Annotated in this window: 12 protein-coding genes and 1 pseudogene; 5 read left to right on the top strand and 8 right to left on the bottom strand. The window is 75.3% G+C overall.

Annotated elements, in window-relative coordinates; all coding sequences use genetic code 11:
* Positions 1–45: 45 nt before the first annotated feature.
* The 4 genes from OG711_RS10935 (at position 46) to OG711_RS10920 (ending at position 7,349) form a co-directional block, all read left to right on the top strand.
* Entirely contained in the window at positions 46–351 is a 306-nt protein-coding gene (locus OG711_RS10935; protein WP_073793432.1) for a DUF503 domain-containing protein, read from the top strand.
* A 173-nt stretch (positions 352–524) separates the two neighbouring features.
* Complete coding sequence (rbfA, locus tag OG711_RS10930; RefSeq protein WP_329559153.1) at positions 525–1,061, top strand: 30S ribosome-binding factor RbfA; 537 nt, start codon at positions 525–527, stop codon at positions 1,059–1,061.
* Positions 1,058–1,963 (top strand): tRNA pseudouridine(55) synthase TruB, encoded by a 906-nt coding sequence (gene truB / locus OG711_RS10925; protein ID WP_329559152.1) that lies wholly within the window; start codon positions 1,058–1,060, stop codon positions 1,961–1,963. The genes rbfA and truB overlap by 4 nt, the downstream gene beginning before the upstream one ends.
* 4,441 nt (positions 1,964–6,404) lie before the next feature.
* Positions 6,405–7,349, top strand: a complete 945-nt coding sequence (locus OG711_RS10920) for a bifunctional riboflavin kinase/FAD synthetase (RefSeq protein WP_073793379.1) — start codon at positions 6,405–6,407, stop codon at positions 7,347–7,349.
* Positions 7,350–7,436: 87 nt separating this feature from the next.
* Here the strand turns inward: OG711_RS10920 and OG711_RS10915 are convergent, their stop codons facing one another.
* From OG711_RS10915 to OG711_RS10890, 6 genes are all read right to left on the bottom strand, one after another.
* The gene (locus tag OG711_RS10915) at positions 7,437–8,603 is read right to left on the bottom strand and encodes an ABC transporter ATP-binding protein (protein ID WP_329559151.1); all 1,167 of its coding nucleotides are present in this window, start codon (positions 8,601–8,603) and stop codon (positions 7,437–7,439) included.
* Positions 8,600–9,727, bottom strand: a complete 1,128-nt coding sequence (locus OG711_RS10910) for an ABC transporter ATP-binding protein (RefSeq protein ID WP_329559150.1) — start codon at positions 9,725–9,727, stop codon at positions 8,600–8,602. Before OG711_RS10910 ends, OG711_RS10915 begins: the two co-directional genes overlap by 4 nt.
* Positions 9,724–10,704, bottom strand: coding sequence for an ABC transporter permease (locus tag OG711_RS10905; protein ID WP_099279641.1), 981 nt, complete (start codon positions 10,702–10,704; stop codon positions 9,724–9,726). The genes OG711_RS10910 and OG711_RS10905 overlap by 4 nt, the downstream gene beginning before the upstream one ends.
* On the bottom strand, positions 10,701–11,714 hold the full coding sequence (locus OG711_RS10900) for an ABC transporter permease (protein ID WP_329563737.1): 1,014 nt from the start codon (positions 11,712–11,714) through the stop codon (positions 10,701–10,703). Before OG711_RS10900 ends, OG711_RS10905 begins: the two co-directional genes overlap by 4 nt.
* A gap of 31 nt (positions 11,715–11,745) precedes the next feature.
* The gene (locus OG711_RS10895) at positions 11,746–13,740 is read right to left on the bottom strand and encodes an ABC transporter substrate-binding protein (protein WP_329559149.1); all 1,995 of its coding nucleotides are present in this window, start codon (positions 13,738–13,740) and stop codon (positions 11,746–11,748) included.
* 299 nt (positions 13,741–14,039) lie between these two features.
* Positions 14,040–17,276 carry an AAA family ATPase gene (locus tag OG711_RS10890; protein WP_405674821.1) on the bottom strand — a complete coding sequence of 1,079 codons (3,237 nt, stop codon included), beginning with the start codon at positions 17,274–17,276 and terminating at the stop codon, positions 14,040–14,042.
* A gap of 361 nt (positions 17,277–17,637) precedes the next feature.
* Between OG711_RS10890 and OG711_RS39110 the strand changes: the two genes are divergently transcribed.
* Positions 17,638–17,826 (top strand): hypothetical protein, encoded by a 189-nt coding sequence (locus OG711_RS39110; protein ID WP_405675115.1) that lies wholly within the window; start codon positions 17,638–17,640, stop codon positions 17,824–17,826.
* 23 nt (positions 17,827–17,849) lie between these two features.
* Here OG711_RS39110 and OG711_RS39105 read toward each other — a convergent pair.
* Together OG711_RS39105 and OG711_RS10885 are read right to left on the bottom strand one after the other, a co-directional pair.
* Positions 17,850–17,930: pseudogene (locus OG711_RS39105) on the bottom strand (SCO5717 family growth-regulating ATPase); the annotation flags it as partial.
* 383 nt (positions 17,931–18,313) lie between these two features.
* Positions 18,314–19,066: a hypothetical protein gene (locus OG711_RS10885; RefSeq protein WP_266510321.1), complete on the bottom strand. Its 753-nt coding sequence runs from the start codon at positions 19,064–19,066 to the stop codon at positions 18,314–18,316.
* Positions 19,067–19,201: the final 135 nt, after the last annotated feature.

The following is a 19,201-nucleotide window of genomic DNA, read 5'->3' as shown; positions in this document are numbered from 1 at the left end:
GCGGTCAGGTCCTTGAACCCGAACCGGCGGGACATCCGGACATCCATGTATGTGGGGACACTGTCCTTCGACCTGCTCCTCGGTGATGTTCACTCACTGAAGGAGAAACGCTCACTCGTCCGGCCGATCGTCGCGGAACTCCACCGCAAGTACGCGGTGAGTGTCGCGGAGACCGGGAACCAGGACCTCCACCGCAGGGCCGAGATCGGTCTCGCGGTGGTCTCCGGGGACACCGGTCATCTGGCGGACGTGCTCGACCGCTGCGAACGGCTGGTCGCGGCACGCCCCGAGGTGGAACTGCTGTCGGTACGGCGCAGACTCCACCACGACGGCGACTGGGACGACGACTAGGGACGACGAGCGGGACACGGTCGGCGGGACGGCAACCGCCAAGGCGCCCACGGGCACCCCGGCGGGCCGAACCACCACAGCGTCACCACCGGACCGGCCGCATCCGCGGCCGCTCCGGAGCACCATCGGAAGCACGAGCAGCACACGCAAGGCTGGAAGAAGGAGACGGACCAGTGGCCGACAACGCGCGGGCGAAGAGGCTGGCGGACCTCATCCGGGAGGTGGTGGCCCAGAAGCTTCAGCGCGGGATCAAGGACCCCCGGCTGGGCACGCATGTGACCATCACCGACACCCGGGTCACGGGTGATCTGCGGGAGGCGACCGTCTTCTACACGGTGTACGGGGACGACGAGCAGCGGGCCGATGCCGCCGCCGGACTGGAGAGCGCCAAGGGCGTCCTCCGTTCCGAGGTGGGCCGCGCCGCCGGGGTGAAGTTCACCCCGAGCCTCACCTTCGTCGCCGACGCCCTGCCCGACACCTCCAAGGCCATCGAGGACCTCCTCGACCGGGCGCGGGCCTCCGACGCCAAGGTCCGCGAGGTCTCGGCGGGCGCCGACTACGCGGGCGGGGCGGACCCCTACCGCAAGCCCGAGGACGACACGGACGAGGCGGCCGAAGCGGCCGAGCCCGCCCAGGAGGACGGCGGCGCGACCGGCGGTACCGGAGCCCCGGGCACCGGTGACCGGGACGGCGGCGGCACCCCGGCATGACCAGCACGCACCCCACGCCCGACGGCCTTGTCATCGTGGACAAGCCGTCGGGCTTCACTTCGCACGACGTGGTCGCCAAGATGCGGGGCATCGCCCGCACCCGGCGGATCGGCCACGCCGGAACCCTCGACCCGATGGCCACAGGGGTCCTCGTCCTCGGCGTCGAACGCGCGACCAAGCTCCTCGGGCATCTCGCGCTCACCGAGAAGGAATACCTCGGCACGATCCGCCTCGGCCAGAACACCGTCACGGACGACGCCGAGGGCGATCTGACCTCCTCGACATCCGTCGCCGCTGTGACCCGCGAGGCCGTCGACGCGCAGGTCGCCGTACTGACCGGCGAGATCATGCAGATCCCGTCCAAGGTCAGCGCCATCAAGATCGACGGCAAGCGGTCCTACAAGCGGGCCCGTGAGGGCGAGGACTTCGAGATCCCGGCCCGCCCGGTCACCGTGAAGTCGTTCGCCGTGCATGACGTCCGGGAGGCCGTCGCCGAGGACGGTACGCCCGTCCTCGACCTCGTGGTCTCGGTGGTGTGCTCCTCCGGCACCTATATCCGCGCCCTCGCCCGTGACCTCGGCGGCGCGCTCGGCGTCGGCGGACATCTCACCGCGCTGCGGCGGACCCGGGTCGGACCGTACAAGCTCGACGGCGCCCGCACCCTGGACCAGCTCCAGCAGGAACTGACGGTCATGCCCGTCGCGGAGGCGGCCGAGGCCGCGTTCCCCCGCTGGGACGTCGACACCCGGCGCGCCAAGCTGCTCCTCAACGGGGTACGTGTGGACATGCCCGACGAGTACGCCGGGCGGGGCGCGGTGGGCGTCTTCGACGCCGAGGGGCGGTTCATCGTGCTGGTCGAGGAGCATCGGGGCAAGGCGAAGAGCCTCGCGGTCTTCGCCTGACGGGGTCCGTCGGGCGGGGGCGGTCCGGTGCTGCCTTGTGCTGTCCGCCGGGTGCGGGTCGTGGGTTCTCGCGCGGTTCCCCCCGGTCCTGGGCGGGGCGCTCGGTGCCGCTCGGTGTGGTTCGCCGGGTGCGGGGCTGTTCTCGTCTTTCGCGCAGTTCCCCGCGCCCCTTGATCGTGCCCCTTGCGGTGGGTGTCCGGCTGCGGATGGTGCCGCAGGGACACGGGGTGGAACGTGCACCCGGGACAACGGGGTCGGCCCCGGGTACCCCGCCCCTACGGGTGGGCGCTCGGAGCGAGTGGGGGAGCGGAAGGGGGCGCGTTCGTACCGCCCGCTGGCCCGTTGATCACCGCTTGCCTACCGTCGGAGCACCCGGGCACGGCGGGAGGTCGGGATGGGGACGAGGCGACCCGTACGGCCGGGTTCCGTGGCAGGGGCGGCCGAAGCCTGGGCGCCCCCGGACGGCAGCATGGTGCGGATATGCGACCTGGCCGGCCGCCCCCGCGGCACGGGCTTCGCCATCGACACCCTCGGCACCCTCCTCACCAGCCATGAGACGGTCGACTCCGTCACCCGGACCGTGCTGCACGGCGCCGACGGCCGCACCTGTGTCGTCGCCGACGACGACGTGGTCCCGCTCCCCGACACCGGACTCGCCCTGGTCCGCAGCCACGGCCTCGGTCTGGTGCCCCTTCCGGTGAGCACCCGGCCCCAGGTCGCCACCGGCAGCTATGTGCGGATCGCCGCCGCCGGGTGGCGGGAGGCCCGGGTCCTCGGCGAGTCCGCCGTCACCTACACCTCGGCCAGGGGCGCGCACCGGATCGGCGGGGCGCTGGAACTCGCCGTCGGTACCGCGGGCAGCGACGCGCTGCGCCCCGGCGGGGGCGCCTCGGGCGGACCCGTTATCGACGCGGCGACCGGCGCCGTCCTCGGTGTCGTCGGCACCGCCCTGGACGCGGGGCGCCGTGCGGCGGGCCTCGCCGTGCCGCTCCGTACCGGCTCCCGTGGACCGCTCGCCCGCGCCCTGGCCGTGAACGCGACGACGGTCCCCGCCTACGGCGCCGACCTCAACCTCGCGGGCGTCCTCGCCCTCACCGCCGCCCACGACCGGTCACCGTCGCTGCCCGCGCACCACATCACACGGGACGAGCCCGCCCGGCGGCTCACCGCCTTCGGCGACGGACCGGCGGCCGTATGCCTCCTCACCGGTCCGCCCGGCAGCGGACGGACCACGGAGCTCGCCGCGTACACCGCCCGCCGCGCCCGGGGCCGTACGCCCGCCCCCACCGTGTGGCTGCGGGGCGGCGACATCCCCGGCACCGACACGGGGCTGGCCGACGCGGTGGGCCGGGTCCTGCACCGCCGCGCGCCCCGGGGCACCGCCGTGTCCCCGCCCTCCCCGTCACCCGCGCCGTTCCCCGCCGCCGGACCCGAGGAGTGGCGTACGGCCGCCGCGCGGCTGGCCCAGGTCGCCCGGGTCGGCGGGCGCCCGCTGGTGGTGGTCCTCGACGCACCCGAGGACATGGGCCACGGCCGGGCCCACGGCTCACCGGGACGCCTCCACGACTGGACCATGGCGTGGACGGCCCGCACGGCCGCGTGGCTCGACCGGTACGGGGTGCGGCTGGTCCTGGCGTGCGGACCGGAGTACGCGGACCGGGCCGCCCACGGATTCCTGACCGCCGCACCGCCCGGCTCCGGGGGACGGGGGGCGGCACCCGTCCGCGTACCCCTCGGTGACCTCACCGCGGACGAGGCCCGGCGGCTGCGCGCCCGGCTCGGTGTCCCGGACGACGCCGTCGCCCCCGACGCCGCCGCCCATCCGCTGGCCCTCACCCTGCTCGCCGGGGTCCGCGCGGCCCTGCCCGTACCGCCGCCCGGCAGACCCGGCAGGCACGAGATCCTCGGAGCCCAGCTGGATCTGCTCTGTCTGCGCACCGCCGAACGCCTCACCGGGCCGGGCCGCGCGGACCCCGGTGAGCTGCGGCGGCTCGCCGCCGGGCTCCGCGGCCGGGCGCGGCAGGCGGCTTCCCGCGCGCACCCCGGTCCCGCCGGGCGGGGCGAGGTGTCCCCCGCGGTCTTCGAGGAGCTGTTCCCCCGGCGGACCGGCTGGGCGGCGGCCGTCCTCATGGAGGAGCTGCTGGTCCCGACCGGCACGGGGTACCGCTTCCGCCACGAGGAGCTCGGCGACCGCCTCCAAGCCGTCCGGCTGGACCCGGCGCGCGCGGTCGCCGCGCTGCTCACCGCTGTGGAGCAGCGGGTGCCGCCGCAGGACCGGAGCCGGGGCCGGAGCCAGGGCCCCGACGGTCCGGACCGACCGGGCAGGCCGGAGCTCGGCGGGGGGAGTGGCATCGGTGCGGTACGTGACGGGGGTTCGGTGGGTGACGGCTCGGGGAGGGGCATCGGCCCGTGGGATGGCACCGGCTCGGTGGGTGACTCCGGTCTGGTGCGTGACGGCGACCCGCGGCGTGGGATCGGTCCGGTACGGGGTTTCGGTCCGGCAGGGGGCCTCGGGGCGGTCGGGGGGCTCGGGGTGGTTCCGGGGGGTGGTGCGGGGTGGGGCATCGTCAGGGCGCGGGACGCCGGTGCGGGGGGTGGCGGCGTCGTGGGCGGTGGGGCGGCCGTGCTTCCGCCTCCGTTCCGGCTCGGGCCCGTCGTCGCCGCGCTGCTGCGGACCGGCCGGGAGCGGGGTCCCGACCGGCTGCGGGACCTGCTCACGGCTCTCGTGGCCCGCGCGCCGGAACCGGGGCCCGGCGGGCGGTGGGCCGCCGTGGTGCTCGCGGACGTGTTCGCCCGCCTTCCGGACGCCACCCCGTACCTCGGGGTCCTGCGGGACCTCGCGGAGCGGACCGCGCGGACCGCGGCCACCCGCCGTGACGGGGACGGACCGCCCGGGACCGGGCCCCCGTTCGGGCCGTCGTTCTGGCTGACGCCCCGGCTGCCGGACGCCGACCGGCTGGAACTGCTGCAGCTGCTCGTCGTGGCCGACGGCCCCGGCGGCGGTCCCGCCGGCCCCCGCTATCTGGACACCGTGGCCGCCCTCCTGCGCGCCGACCCCGAGCGGACGGCGCCCCCGCTGCTGCGCTGGTTCACCGACGGACGGCCGCTCACCGCCGCACCCGGTGCCACCGTCGCGGACGTCGCCCAGTCCGTCCTGTACGCGGAACGCTGCCGCGCCCCCGCGGCCCTGGTGGAGGCCCTCGCCGCCGACCCGCACCCCCGGGGCGAGGAACTGATGGCGGCACTCGCGGCCGACGAGACCGCCGCACTGTGCGCGGCCGTCGCCCGCTGGGCCCGGCACGGCCGGCACGCCGAGGCCGCCCGGTACGGGCCCCGGGCCGCGGCCCACGCCGTCCGTGAGGGGGACCGGGCCGCGCTCCGCGACGCCGCGTACCTCCTGCTCGGCGCGGGCGAACCGGCCGGGGCCGGACTCGCCATACTCGTCCTCGACCCGCTGACCAGGGCACGCTTCCTGACCGTCGCACTGGACCGGTTCGCCTCCGGCGACCGCGCGATGCCCTCCGCCGCCCTCGAAGGCGCGCTGCGCACCCACCCCGGACCCGTGCTCGCCGCGTTCGAGGCCCGGCTGCGCCACGCGCCCCCGGCGGTCGTCGCCGAGGGGCTGCGCACCCTCGCCGGGGTCACCGCGCCCGGACCCGCCCACCGGATCGCCGCGCTGGTACGGGAACTGGCCGTGCGGCGGCCGGAGGCGGCCCGTGCCGCCGCCGGGTACGTCCAGCGCCGGGCCGAGCAGGGCGCGGCGGCCGTCGACGTGCTCCGTCCGCTGGTCACCGCACTCGCGGAGGGTGCCGCAGCCGAGGTCCGGGCCGCGATCGCCGCCGTGCTCGCCGCTCCCGGCGCGGAGGGGTCCCGTGGGCCGCGCCGGGAACTGCTGGACGCCCTGCTGGCCGGGGAACACGATCCCGAGGTGCTCGCGGCGGCGCTGCGTGCCGCCGCCGGGGGACCGCGCGCGCCGGGGAGGCCGCCCCGCCCCGCCCGGGACCCGCCCGTCACACCTCGACCGCCCGCCCCGAAGGCCCTGGCGGCCGCGCGGTCCTCCCTGCTCTCACCGCGTTCCCCGCTCTCCCGGCTCTTCCAGCCCTGCCGGTCCCCCCGGCCCTCCCCGGTCCCCCCGGCCCCGCCCCCGGCCGTGTTCCGGACGGCTTCGCCCCATCGGCCTACCGGGACAGTCCGGACACCCGGGGGTGCGTCGTGTCACAGCCCGATGCCGATGCCGGGCCGACCGGTACGGCATGGCACTCTTAGACCTGCGGATTCGGCGGGTCCGGCGGACAGCACCGGGTCACCGGGTTCCGGCGGAGCGGTACGGTTCCGGCGGACCGCCCCGGCGGTCCGTCCGCGTCCGGCCGGGGTCCGGCCCATGGCGCGGAACCGACGTACGGCACAGGTTCGACCAGGAATTGCGACAAGGAGCGGCACAGTGCAGCGCTGGCGTGGCTTGGAGGACATCCCCGAGGACTGGGGGCGCAGCGTCGTCACCATCGGGTCCTACGACGGGGTCCACCGCGGGCACCAGCTCATCATCGGCCGTGCCGTGTCACGCGCCCGCGAGCTGGGCGTACCCGCGGTCGTCGTCACGTTCGACCCGCACCCCAGCGAGGTGGTCCGCCCCGGCAGCCACCCCCCGCTGCTCGCCCCGCACCACCGGCGCGCCGAACTGATGGCCGCGCTGGGGGTGGACGCGCTGCTGATCCTGCCGTTCACCGCGGAGTTCTCGAAGCTGTCGCCCGCCGACTTCGTGGAGAAGGTCCTCGTCGACAAGCTGCACGCCCAGGCCGTGGTCGAGGGCCCCAACTTCCGCTTCGGCCACAAGGCCGCCGGGAACGTCGCCCTGCTCGAACAGCTGGGCGCCACCAACGACTTCAAGGTCGACCTGGTCGATCTGTACGTGAGCGGCACGGCGGGCGGCGGCGAACCGTTCTCGTCCACGCTGACCCGGCGGCTGGTCGCCTCGGGCGATGTCGCGGGGGCCGCGGAGATCCTCGGCCGTCCGCACCGCGTCGAGGGCGTCGTCGTCCGCGGCGCGCAGCGGGGCCGGGAGCTCGGCTACCCCACGGCCAACGTCGAGACCCTGCCGCACACCGCGATCCCCGCCGACGGTGTGTACGCGGGCTGGCTGAACGTCGGGGACGAGGCGATGCCCGCGGCGATCTCCGTCGGCACCAACCCGACCTTCGACGGCACCGCCCGCACGGTCGAGGCGTACGCGATCGACCGCGTCGGACTGGACCTGTACGGGCTGCACGTCGCCGTGGACTTCCTGGCGTACGTCCGGGGGATGGCCAAGTTCGAGACGATCGACGCGCTGCTCGTCGCGATGGCCGAGGACGTCAAACAGGCCCGCGAACTGATCGCCGAGGCGTAGCACCGGCCGTACGGCCGGTACGCGGCCTACGTGTCGCGCCCCGGCCCGCCCGCCCTTACCCGTGCCCTCACGTCGTACGGGCCTGATCTACCCCGGTCCGCCGGTCCGCCCCGCCGCGACCCAGTGGCACGCCGTATGGGCCAGGGGCGTCGCCGGGAGGACCGGGAGGTCCTGGGTGCGGCAGGCGGCGGCGACGCCCCTGTGCCCCGCCCCGCCCTCCGCCAGCACCGGGCAGCGCACATGGAAGCGGCAGCCGGACGGCACACGTGACGGGTCGGGTGCCTCGCCCGACAGGATCACCGGGGTGCCGGGCGCCTCCGGCAGGACCGAGAGCAGCGCCCGGGTGTACGGGTGCTGAGGGGCGGTCAGGACCGTCTCCACCGAACCCGTCTCCACGATCCGCCCCAGGTACATCACCGCGACCCGGTCCGCGATGTTCCACGCGAGGCCCAGATCGTGCGTCACCACCAGCGCGGCCAGCCCCAGTTCGGCGCGCAGCCGCAGCAGCAGCGCCAGGATCTCCCCGCGCACCGAGGCGTCCAGCGAGGCCACCGGTTCGTCCGCGACGAGCAGTTCCGGTTCCAGCACGAGCGCGCCCGCGATCACCACCCGCTGCCGCTGGCCCCCCGACAGCTCGTGCGGGTACCGCAGCAGGAACCGTTCCGGCGGCCGGAGCCCCGCCCGGGCCAGCGCCCCGGTCACCGCCGCCCGCTCGTCGCCCCCGTACCGGTGGATGCGCAGCCCTTCGGCCACCGCGTCGTACACGGTGTGCCGGGGGTTCAGCGATCCGCTCGGGTCCTGGAGCACCAGCTGCGCCCGGCGGCGGTACGCCTTGAGGGCCCGGCCGCCGTACTCCAGCGGCTTCCCGGCGAAGCCGACCGTGCCCGAGGTGGGGCGCACCAGTCCCAGCAGGGTGCGGGCCAGGGTCGATTTGCCGCAGCCGGACTCACCGACCAGGGCGACGATCTCGCCGCGCCGCAGATCGAGGTCGACACCGTCGACCGCGCGGGCCTCGGCCGCGCCCCGCCTGCCGGGGAAGGAGACCCGGAGGTCGCGGGCGCTGAGCAGCGGTGGCGCGGTCCCGTCGTGCCCGGGGCCGGTTCCGCCGCCGTGCGGTCCGGGTCCGTCGTTCCCCGGGCTGTCCCCGTTGCCGTGGGGTCCCCTCGCGTCGTACCGCGGGCCGTTCCCGTCACCCGCCGGGCCGGTTCCGTCGCCCCCCGGGCCGTGGCCGATGCCGTCGTGGTCAGCGTTCATGGTGTCGTCCCGCTCCTCACGCCGTCCTCCGGCTCCTGGCCGGGCGCGGTCTCCGGCGCCCCGGGCCCGTCGGCAGGTCCGCCGCCCGGCCCGCCCGCTTCGGTGACCGCCCCCGGCACGGGGACGGCCTCCGCCGCCGGGACGGCTCCCGGGCCCGGGACATCGCCGACCCCCACCAGGACGCACGCCGCGCGCCGTCGACCGTCCTCGGTCCCGCGCAGCGCGGGGTCGTCCTCGGCGCAGGTGTCGAGGGCCGCCGTGCAGCGCGGATGGAAGGAACAGCCGGGCGGCAGCGCCGACGGGTCCGGCGGGTCGCCGGGCAGTCCGCGCGGGGCGAACCGGGAGGCGGGGTCACCGATCCGGGGGAACGCCGCCGACAGCGCCCGGCCGTAGGGGTGCAGGGCGTCCTCGTACACGGCGCGGGCCGGGCCCTCCTCGACGACCCGGCCCGCGTACATCACCGCGAGCCGGTCGCAGGTGTCCGCCAGTACCGCGAGATCGTGGCTGATCAGGACGAGCGCCAGATCGCGGTCGGTGACGAGCCCTTCGATCAGCCGCATGATCTGGGCCTGGACCATCACGTCCAGCGCCGTCGTCGGCTCGTCCGCGATGATCAGCCGGGGGTCGCACGCCAGCGCCATCGCGATCATCACGCGCTGACGCTGCCCGCCGGACAGCTCATGCGGATGGGCGGCGGCGCGGGCGGCGGGCAGTCCGACCTGTTCGAGGAGTTCGGCGGTGCGCCGCCGCGCCTGCCCCGGGGTGACCCGGCCGTGCAGCAGCAGGGGTTCGGCGATCTGGTCCCCGACCCGGCGTACCGCGTTCAGGGAGTGCATCGCGCCCTGGAAGACGATCGACGCCCCCGCCCAGCGCACTGCCCGCAGCCGTCCCCACCGCATGGTGAGCACGTCCTCGCCGTCGAGCAGGATCTCGCCGCCCGTCCGGGTCCCGGGCGGCAGCAGCCGCAGCAGCGCCAGCGCCAGTGTCGACTTGCCGCAGCCGGACTCGCCCGCGATACCCAGCTTGCGGCCCGCCGCCACCGTCAGATCGACCCCGCGCACGGCCGCCGCCCCGCCCGGGTACGTCACCGTCAGATCCCGTACCTGGAGCAGTGGCCCGCTCATCCCGTCGCTCCCAGCCTCGGGTTCAGCACCGACTCGACCGCGCGTCCGCACAGGGTGAACGCCAGCGCGACCGTCGCGATCGCGATGCCCGGCGGCACCAGGTACCACCAGTGGCCCGCGCTGACCGCGCCCGCCTCCCGCGCGTCCTGGAGCATCCCGCCCCAGGAGGTGACCGTGGGATCACCGAGCCCGAGGAACGCGAGCGTCGCCTCGGCGAGGATCGCGCCGGAGATCCCGAGCGTGGTCTGCGCGAGCACCAGCGGCATCACGTTCGGCAGCACATGACGGCTCATGACGTGACCGTGGCCGCCGCCGAGCGCGCGGGCCCGCTCGATGTACGGGCGGGACTCCACGGCGAGGGTCTGCGCCCGGACCAGCCGGGCGGTCGTCGGCCAGGTCGTCACCCCGATGGCCAGCACCACCGTGGTCAGCGACCGGGACAGCACGGTGGCCAGCGCGATCGCGAGGACCAGTGTGGGCATCACCAGGAACCAGTCGGTGACCCGCATGACCACCGTCGCGTACCAGCCCCGGAAGTGCCCGGCCGTGACCCCCACCACCGCGCCGATCGCCACCGACAGGACCGCCGCGAGCAGCCCGACCATGAGCGACACCCGCGCGCCCCACACCAGCAGCCCGAACAGATCCCGGCCGAACTGGTCCGTACCCAGCCAGAACGCGCCGCTCGGGCCCTCCATCGGCCCGCCGGTCGCCCGGGTCACGCTCCGCACCTCCGCCCCGACGGTCAGCGGTGCGGTCAGCGCGAGCAGCGCCAGCAGTACCAGCAGGGCCAGCCCGAACATCCCCGAGCGCCGGGTGCGGTACGCCCGCCAGAAGCGGGCCGCGCTGTGCCGCCTTCGCCGCCGGGCCAGGGCACGCGGGCCCGGTCCGCGCGGCTCGGGGACGGGGGCACCGGCACCCAGGGCACCGGCCCCGGCCTCGCCCGGCGGGGGGACGGCAACGCTTTCCGTGGTCATCGGCCCACCCGGGGATCGAGCAGCGGACAGATCAGATCGGCCACCATGTTCATCAGGATCACGGCCGCCGCGAACACCAGGAACAGCCCCTGCACCAGCGGCAGGTCGGGCACGCTCAGCGCCTGGTAGAACAGCCCGCCAAGACCCGGCCAGGAGAACACCGTCTCCACCAGGATCGTGCCCGCGACGACCCGCCCCAGGTTCACGAAGACCAGCGTCACGGTCGGCAGCGCCGCGTTGGGCACCGCGTGCCGCCGCTTGACCTGGACATCGCGCAGGCCCTTCGCACGGGCCGTCGTCAGATAGTCGGCGCCCTTCTCGTCCAGCAGCGCGGAGCGGGCCACCAGCAGCGTCTGCCCGTACTCCACCGCGACCAGGGTGACCACCGGCAGCACCAGATGATGGGCGACGTCGAGCACGTGGGCGAAGCCCGTCGTGTCCCCCGACTCCATCCCGCCCGTCGGGAACAACCCCGGCACCGGACCCGCGCCCACCGAGAACACCACGATCAGCAGCAGCCCCAGCCAGAACGACGGCACCGAGTACAGCGTCAGCGCGAGACCCGTGTGGAAGCGGTCCCCGAACCCGCCGCCCCGCCAGGCCGCCCGGGTGCCGAGGAACAGCCCGAGCGCCGTGTACAGCACGAACGCCGTCCCCGTCAGCAGCAGGGTGTTCGGCAGCGCCTCGGTGATCTTGTCGATGACCGGGGTGCGGAACTGGTACGACGTGCCGAGGTCCCCGGTCAGGGCCTTGCCGCAGTAGTCCGTGAACTGCCGCCACCACGGCAGGTCGAGACCGAACTCGCGCCGGTAGGCGGCCAGTTGCTCCACCGACACCTGACGGCCGCCGGTCATGAACTTCACCGGGTCACCGGGGATCAGCCGGAACAGGAAGAACCCCGTCACCAGCACCGCCAGCAGCGACACCGCCGCACCCGTCAGACGACCCGCGACGTATCGCCCGTAGCCGGACCCGGTCCGCCGGCGGGGGGCGGGTTCCGCACCGGGCACGGTCCCGTCCGCGCGGGGCTCCGCCCGGACGCTACTCACGGTCGTCCACCGTCCGGCGGCGGCGCAGCGCCAGTGCCCCGGCGCCGCCCGCGAGCAGTGTCCCGGCCGCCGCGATCCCGACGAGGGCCCCCGTCGGCGGCCCGCCGCCCGGCCCGGCTCCGTAGGGCTCGGCCGGGGTCGCCGACCACCAGCTCCAGTAGCCGTCCTGGCCGTAGATGTTGCCCGCCGCCTCCGGCATCGTCGTGATCGACGCGATCCGGTCGGACCGGTACGCCTCGACCGCGTTCGGGTACGCCAGCACGTTCATATAGCCCGTGTCGTACAGCCGCGACTGCATCCGCCGGACCAGCGCGGCGCGCGCGGCCGGGTCGTACTCGGCACGCTGGCGCCCGTACAGGCCGTCGTAGCGCGGATCGCAGATGAAGTTGTCCGTGGCGCCCGGCGCGCCGGGGGTCGCGGGCAGCGCGGCACAGGTGTGGATGGACAGCACGAAGTCGGGGTCCGGGTTCACCGACCAGCCGTCGAACGCCAGGTCGTACTCGCCCGCGGTCCAGGGGTCGGTGACATTGTCGAGGCAGTCGACGCGCAGTCCGAGGCCGAGCTCGGCGTACCACTCCTGGAGATAGCGCCCGATGGCCTTGTCGTTCGGGTCCGTGGCGTGGCACAGCAGCCGGTACGTGATCGGCTTCCCGTCGGCGCCGGTCCGCAGGCCCTCGGCGTTCTTCCGGTACCCGGCCCCGTCGAGCAGCCGCGCGGCCTCCCCCGGGTCGTAGGGGACGCGCTGACCGGCGGCCGGTCGCCAGTGGTACCGGCTGAAGCGCGGCGGGATGTAGCCCTCGCCGCGCACCGCGTACCCCTGGAACACCTTGTCGACGAGCATGTCCCGGTCCACCGCCATGAACAGCGCCCGCCGCACCCGTGGATCCCGCAGCGACGGATGGCCGTCCCCGAAGACCCGCCCGTCCTGGGCGCGGGCGCCCGGGTTGGTGGCCAGGGCCAGGAAACGGCGGCCGGGCGCGTCGTTGACGGTGACCCCCGGCTCGTCGGCGAGCGCCCTCGCCTGCGCGGGCGTCAGCCCCTGGACGAAGGACACCTCGCCCTTGCGCAGCGCGGCCACCGCCGCGTCACCGTCCTTGTAGTACGTGAAGACCAGCTCGTGGAACTCGGGCGCGCCCCGCCAGAACACCGGGTTCGCCGTGAGCCGTACATAGCTGTCCGCCTTGTACCCCGTCAGGACGAACGGACCGCTGCCGACCACCGGGAACGTCCGGTCGTTGGTGAACTCCGCCAGGTCCCCGGTCTTCGACCAGATGTGCCGGGGCACGATCGGCACGTCCAGCGCCGCCATCGTCGCCTGCGGCTTCTTCAGCCGGATCACCAGCCGGGTCGCACTCGGCGCGGTCACCTCACGGAAGTTGGTGACGAAACTGCCGTTCGCGGTGGCCGCGTCCTCGTCGGTCATCATCGTCGTGAAAGTCCAGGCCGCGTCCCGCGCGGTGACCGGTCTGCCGTCCGACCAGCGGGCGTTCTCCCGGATGGTGTACGTCCAGGTCAGCTTGTCGGACGAGGGCTTCCACGCGGTCGCGAGCCCCGGTACGGGACGGCTGTCCGCCGGGTCGTAGTTGGTGAGGTTCTCGTACATCAGCCGGTGCACGCTGGTGCTGAGCAGCCGTGTGGCGAGGAAAGGATTCAGCGAGTCGACGCTCTGCGAGACGGCGACCTTGAGGGTCCGCCGAGGCCGGTCCTCGTCCCGGCCGGACACCCGCGCGCCGGTCCCGTCCCAGGACGCCGGCGCGGCACCGAGCACGGGCAGCAGCGCGAGCAGGACCAGGGCGGCGGCGAGCGCGGCCGACGGAACGCCGCGGTGCGGGACGGTACGGGTCGGGAGGGCACCGGGCGGCGCGGTACGCGGTGGGACGGTACCGGGCGGGAGGGCGCGGGGTGGGGGAGCGGGGGGTGAGGGGGGCCTGGGGGGTGCGGGGGATGTGGGGGATGTGGGGGGTGGGCCGTGCGGATCTGGGTCCATCGATCGATGACCTCGCGTCATGACTCACGCAGGGACGGCTTGTTGATGAGACACAGGATTGCTTGTGTGTTTATCAGCGTAGGTACGTCCCGTCAACAACCCCCGCCCCCGACGTGGCCTGCGAGAACAAGCCCTCCAGCCCCCTCGCGGCGGAAATTGGTCCACCTGGCCCACACGCGTCCCGCCTGCCCCGTCGGCACACGCCGAAAAGCCGGGGACGCCTGCGAGAAGCGTCTCCGGCCGGCCACGGGCCACCCATGTGGGTGAGCTCGTTCGTCGACACGTTCGAGGGCGGGACCTCAGCGGCTGGGGGAGTCCCCCTCCTCCGTACCCGCCGGAGCAGGGGGACCCTGCGGCGGCTGAGGCATCTGCGGGGGCACCGCGCCGGGTGCCATGGGCTGATCGGTACCGGCACCGGCGTAGGGGTACGGTGCCCCGGCGGGAGGCAGGGGCATCCCCGGGGGAGGACCCGCCGCCGGCCCACCGGGGTGCGGCGGCCATCCGTAGCCGCCCTCCTGCGGGGCGTACGCCTGACCGGCGCCGGGGTACCCGCCCCCGCCCATCGGCTGCTGCTGCCCGGGAAGCTGACCCGGCGGCATCTGCCCGGGGACCTGGCCGGACATCTGCCCCGGTACCTGACCGGGCGGCTGCCCGGGTACCTGACCGGGCATCTGCCCGGGAACCTGGCCCGGCGCCGCGGGAGCCTGCTGCGCCTGGCCGTGGCTGTACGGACCCGGCATCGGCGGGGCCAGCTGCGGAGGCGGATTCCCGTCGGACGTCCACAGGCCCTGGGCCTGCTGCGCCCGGGAGAAGTCCTCGGCGACCAGCGCCGACAGCTGGAAGTACGCCTCCCGCACCTTGGGCCGCATCATGTCGAGGTCGACCTCGGCCCCGGCCGCCAGATGCTCGTCGAAGGGCACGACGACCACACCGCGGCACCGGGTCTCGAAGTGGCTGACGATGTCCTCCACCTTGATCATCTTGCCGGTCTCGCGGACCCCGGAGATCACCGTCAGCGAACGGGACACCAGATCCGCGTACCCGTGCGCGGACAGCCAGTCCAGCGTCGTGCTCGCGCTGCTCGCCCCGTCCACCGACGGCGTCGAGACGATGATGAGCTGGTCCGCGAGGTCCAGCACCCCGCGCATCGCGCTGTACAGCAGCCCGGTGCCGGAGTCCGTCAGCACGATCGGGTACTGCTTGCCGAGCACGTCGATCGCGCGCCGGTAGTCCTCGTCGTTGAACGCCGTGGACACCGCCGGATCGACGTCGTTGGCGATGATCTCCAGACCGGACGGCGCCTGCGAGGTGAACCGGCGGATGTCCATGTACGAGTTGAGGTACGGGATCGCCTGCACCAGGTCACGGATGGTCGCCCCGGTCTCCCGGCGCACCCGGCGCCCGAGGGTGCCCGCGTCGGGGTTGGCGTCGATCGCGAGGATCTTGTCCTGGCGTTCGGTGGCCAGCGTCGCCCCGAGCGCGGTCGTCGTGGTCGTCTTGCCGACACCGCCCTTGAGGCTGATCACCGCGATGCGGTAGCAGGACAGCACGGGCGTACGGATGAGCTGGAGCTTGCGCTGCCGCTCCGCCTCCTCCTTCTTGCCACCGAGCTTGAACCGCGAACCACCCGCAGCGGGCCTGCCGCTGCGCGCCTTCTGCTTCTTGCCGATCAGCCGGTCCGACGACAGCTCCACCGCGGCCGTGTACCCGAGCGGGGCACCGGGGTTGGTGCGCTCGCGCTGGTCGTGCTGGAGCGGCTGCGGCCAGGCGCTGCCCGCCCGGGGGTCAGCCGGGAACGGCTGCCCCGGCCCACCCTGCTGCGGCGGCTGCGATGCCTGGGGCGGCTGGGGTGCCTGCGGTGCCTGCTGGGGCTGCGGCTGCGGCTGCGGCTGCGCCTGCTCCGGCCAAGGGGCGTGCGGTGGCTGCGGAGCCTGGTGGCCCTGGTGGCTCTGATGGCCTTGGTGGGCGGTCGGGATGCCCGGGGCTTGCTGCGGCTGCGGTGCCTGCTGCGGCTGGGCGCCGGGGTGACCGGGTGCCTGCGGGAAGCCGTAGCCGCCTCCCTGCTGAGGCTGTGCCTGCGGCTGGGACTGGTGGGGTCCCGGCGGGTACGGCTGCTGCTGTCCGGGCAGGGGCCCGCCCGGAACCTGTCCCTGCGGGGGGCCGGGCGGTGCGGCGGGCGGCTGCTGGACGTGCTGTTGGGGGTGGTGCGCCGCCTGGGAGGGCTGCGGGTACGACGACGGCGCGGCCGGGTTCCACCCTTCCTGGGCGGGGAACGCGGGCGGCTGGGCCACCGGGGGAACGGGCTGCTGCGGGAAGCCGTACCCGCCGCCCTGCGCCACGGACGGGTCCGGCAGCGGCGGCTGTCCGGTGGGCACCTGGCCCGGCTGGGGGAACCCGTATCCACCGGGGACGGGCTGACCACCCGTCGGGTGCGCGGGCGCCTGGGGCGCGGGGTACGCGCCGGGCGCCGACGCGGGCGGGGGCGGCACGGGTGCCGTGTGGTGGGCGGGCTGGCCGGGCTGGCCGGGCTGGCCGGGCTGTGCGGGGTGGCCGGGGTGGCCGGGGTGTGCGGCCTGCCCGGGGACGGCCGGTGTGTCAGATCCGGCGGGTGCCGTGCCGGGACCGGCCGGACCTGACGCACCGGGACCGGCCAGGGGCGCACCAGGACCGGCCCAGGCGCCGGGCGCGCCCTGCGGTGCCTGCGGTACGCCCGGGGGCTGCGCGGGCGGCGGGAGCTGCGGTGTCACGGGGGCGCCGGGTCCCGGGCGGTCCGTGACGGGCCACTGTCCGGCGGGGCCCGGGGTGGCGGGCTGGAAGGCGGGGGGCAGGGGCGGGAGACCGTCCTGCGGGGCAGGGGGCGGGGTCCAGTGCGGCGGTGTGCCGTGGCCCGCCCCGTCGGGAGCGGTACCGGTAGCCGTACCGGGACCGTCCGTCGCGGTGCCGTCGGCGACGGGAGCAACAGCCGGTGCGGACGGCACGGGGGGTACCGCGTCCTGGATGTCCGCCGGAACGTCACTCGGCGTGCCCTCGGCCGTGTCCGCACTGTTCTCCGGGTCGGCCCCCGGGTGGCCGCCACTCTTGGCGTCGCCGCCGGCCTGACCGGGCACCGGGGCGGGCGGACCGCTGTCGGGGGAGACCCCCTCGACGGAGTCGGCCGTGGCGGCGGTCGTGGACGCGGCGGTGCCGTCGTCCTCAGCGGCCTCAGCGGCTGAGGTGTCCGGCGTCGGGGACTCCGGGGCGGCTCCGGAGCCGGTGCCCTCGCTCCGGGACCCGTCGCTGGACGACGCGACCGCGGACTCCGTACGGGACGGGTCCGCGCCGGATCCGGACGCGGGGCCGGCGGACGGCGTACGGGGACCGGGTACCACGGCGTCCCCGCTGCCCGCGCGGCCCTGCGGACCGCTCGGGTCACCAGCGGCGGGGGCGGCGGCATCACCGGTACCGGGGTCCCCGGCGGCACCCGTCGCACCGGGGCGCACGGCCTCCTGTGCCCGCTGCGAGAACTCCCGCTTCAGGGCGGCGGAGGAGATCCGCATGGTCGCCCCGCTCTCCAGATCCCCACTGCCCGCGCCGCCCGCGCCCGTACCACTCGTACTCCCTGTACCACTCGTACCGCCTGTACCACGCGTACTGCCTGAACCGGCCTCGGCGGCACCCGCGTTCACGGCAGGCACGGCGGGCGGTTCGGCCGGAGGGGGCGGGGGCGTCCCGTGGGCCGCGCCGGGGGCCGTCGTCGGCGTACCGGTGGGCATCGGATACCCCGGAACAGGGGCGCTCACGACCGGATCCGGCCCGGCGGGCGCCCCACCGGGTGCCGCGACAGGCTCGAACCCCGCTCCCAACGGCAACCCGGGCACCGAGGCGCCCCCCGACGGACCGGTGGGTCCCGACGGACCGGTGGCGTCCGGCCGACCGGTCGCCTCCGCTGCGGGCGGTACGAACTCACCCGGCGGCGGGGGCATCGTCACGGCCGCCCCGGTGGGCGGCGGCGCATACGCGGCGGGCGCGACCGGCGCCGGGGACGCCGACGGGGTCTCACCCGCGCTCCCCGAGGCGTTCTGCGTGTACCAGGCGGGCGGGGCGTAGTCGATGGTGAACTCGCCCGTCGTCTCCACAGCGGACTCGGCGTCGGACTGGTCATCGTCGGGTGTAGCCCAGCCCCCGCGCTTCCCGTCCCGATCGCTGTTCACAATTCCTCCTGGTGTGGTTCGAGCACCCTGCTTGCCGCGATGGTGGGGCACCGCTCCCGGCGGCCCGGTACGACCGGTCCGCCACGGTTTCACCCCGGGGCCACCAGCGACCGCTCACGGGTGACGAAGGCGCGCCCGGTCCCAGCCTAATCACCGCGAGCGCCCGTACGGCAGGCCCGTCGGCCCGCCGTTGTCCCCCGTCCCGTCACAACTGCCCGGCGGCGGCACCCGCACGCGCGCCCGTACCGGACAAAGCCGGTCAAGCCCGAACACGGGCCCTCGTCAGCACGTTCGACGTCTCCCGGTGCCAATGCCCTTGATTGTCCCGGAACATGTGCGTGTCTCCCCGCCACCCGTGCTTTCCGGGGGCCGGACCCGTGCGATCAGTCCATCCGGCGGGGCAGCCCGAGCAGGCCTTCCTCGATGTCCGTGGGCCGTGTCATCACATAGTGGCGGTCCCGGTCCGCGCACCACAGGGTGACACCGTCCGCGAGGGTCGGCAGCGACGCCACGTCCTCCGGGGGCAGCCCGAGGACCCGGCCTATCTCCGCGGCCTCGTCCGGCGAGACCCGCTGCACGCCCACCAGCCGCGCCTGACGCATCAACCGGGGCGCCACCGGACTGAGATACGGCAGCAGCGTCACCACCGTCTGCCACGGCGCCGACATCACCCGCCCGCGCGGGGGACGCATACCGCAGTCCCGCACCACGACGACCGGACCACCGGCGGACGCGCCGAGCGGCGGCACCTGGCCCACGTCGTACAGCGTCACGCACTGCACCGCGCCGCCCGCCGCCTGCGCCAGCGACGTCCACATCGGCGCCCGGCCCGTCTCGACCGCCAGCCGCGCGCCCGTCGCCGCCGTGCGCAGCGCCAGCACCTGCGCGGTCCACAGCCCGCCGATCAGCACCACGTCGTACGGGGTGGGGCGGTTCACCCCCAGCACCGCGGGCCGGTCCTCGGCGTCGACACCGATCACCACACCGTCGTCCCCGAGGGGCAGCGTGAGCGAGTCGAACTGCTCCACGGGCAGCGTCTGGCGCGGATGCCGGGGCCCGATCAGCCCGAACCCGGCCCGCACCCGGGCCCGCAGACCGCCCGGGGACGCACCCGGCGCCTCACCCGCACCGGCCACCGGACCACCCGTCCCGGACGGACCGCCCCCGGCATAACCGCCCGGCTGCCCGCCGGGCGCCCCGTACCCCGGCCCCGGGCCCTGCCCCGTACCGGCGAAGCCTGGACCAGTGGAACCCGTACCGGCGGAACCCGC

Origin of the sequence: Streptomyces uncialis (assembly GCF_036250755.1) — a bacterium.
In the GTDB taxonomy this organism is placed as follows: domain Bacteria; phylum Actinomycetota; class Actinomycetes; order Streptomycetales; family Streptomycetaceae; genus Streptomyces; species Streptomyces uncialis.
This window is presented reverse-complemented; position numbering and strand designations above follow the sequence as displayed.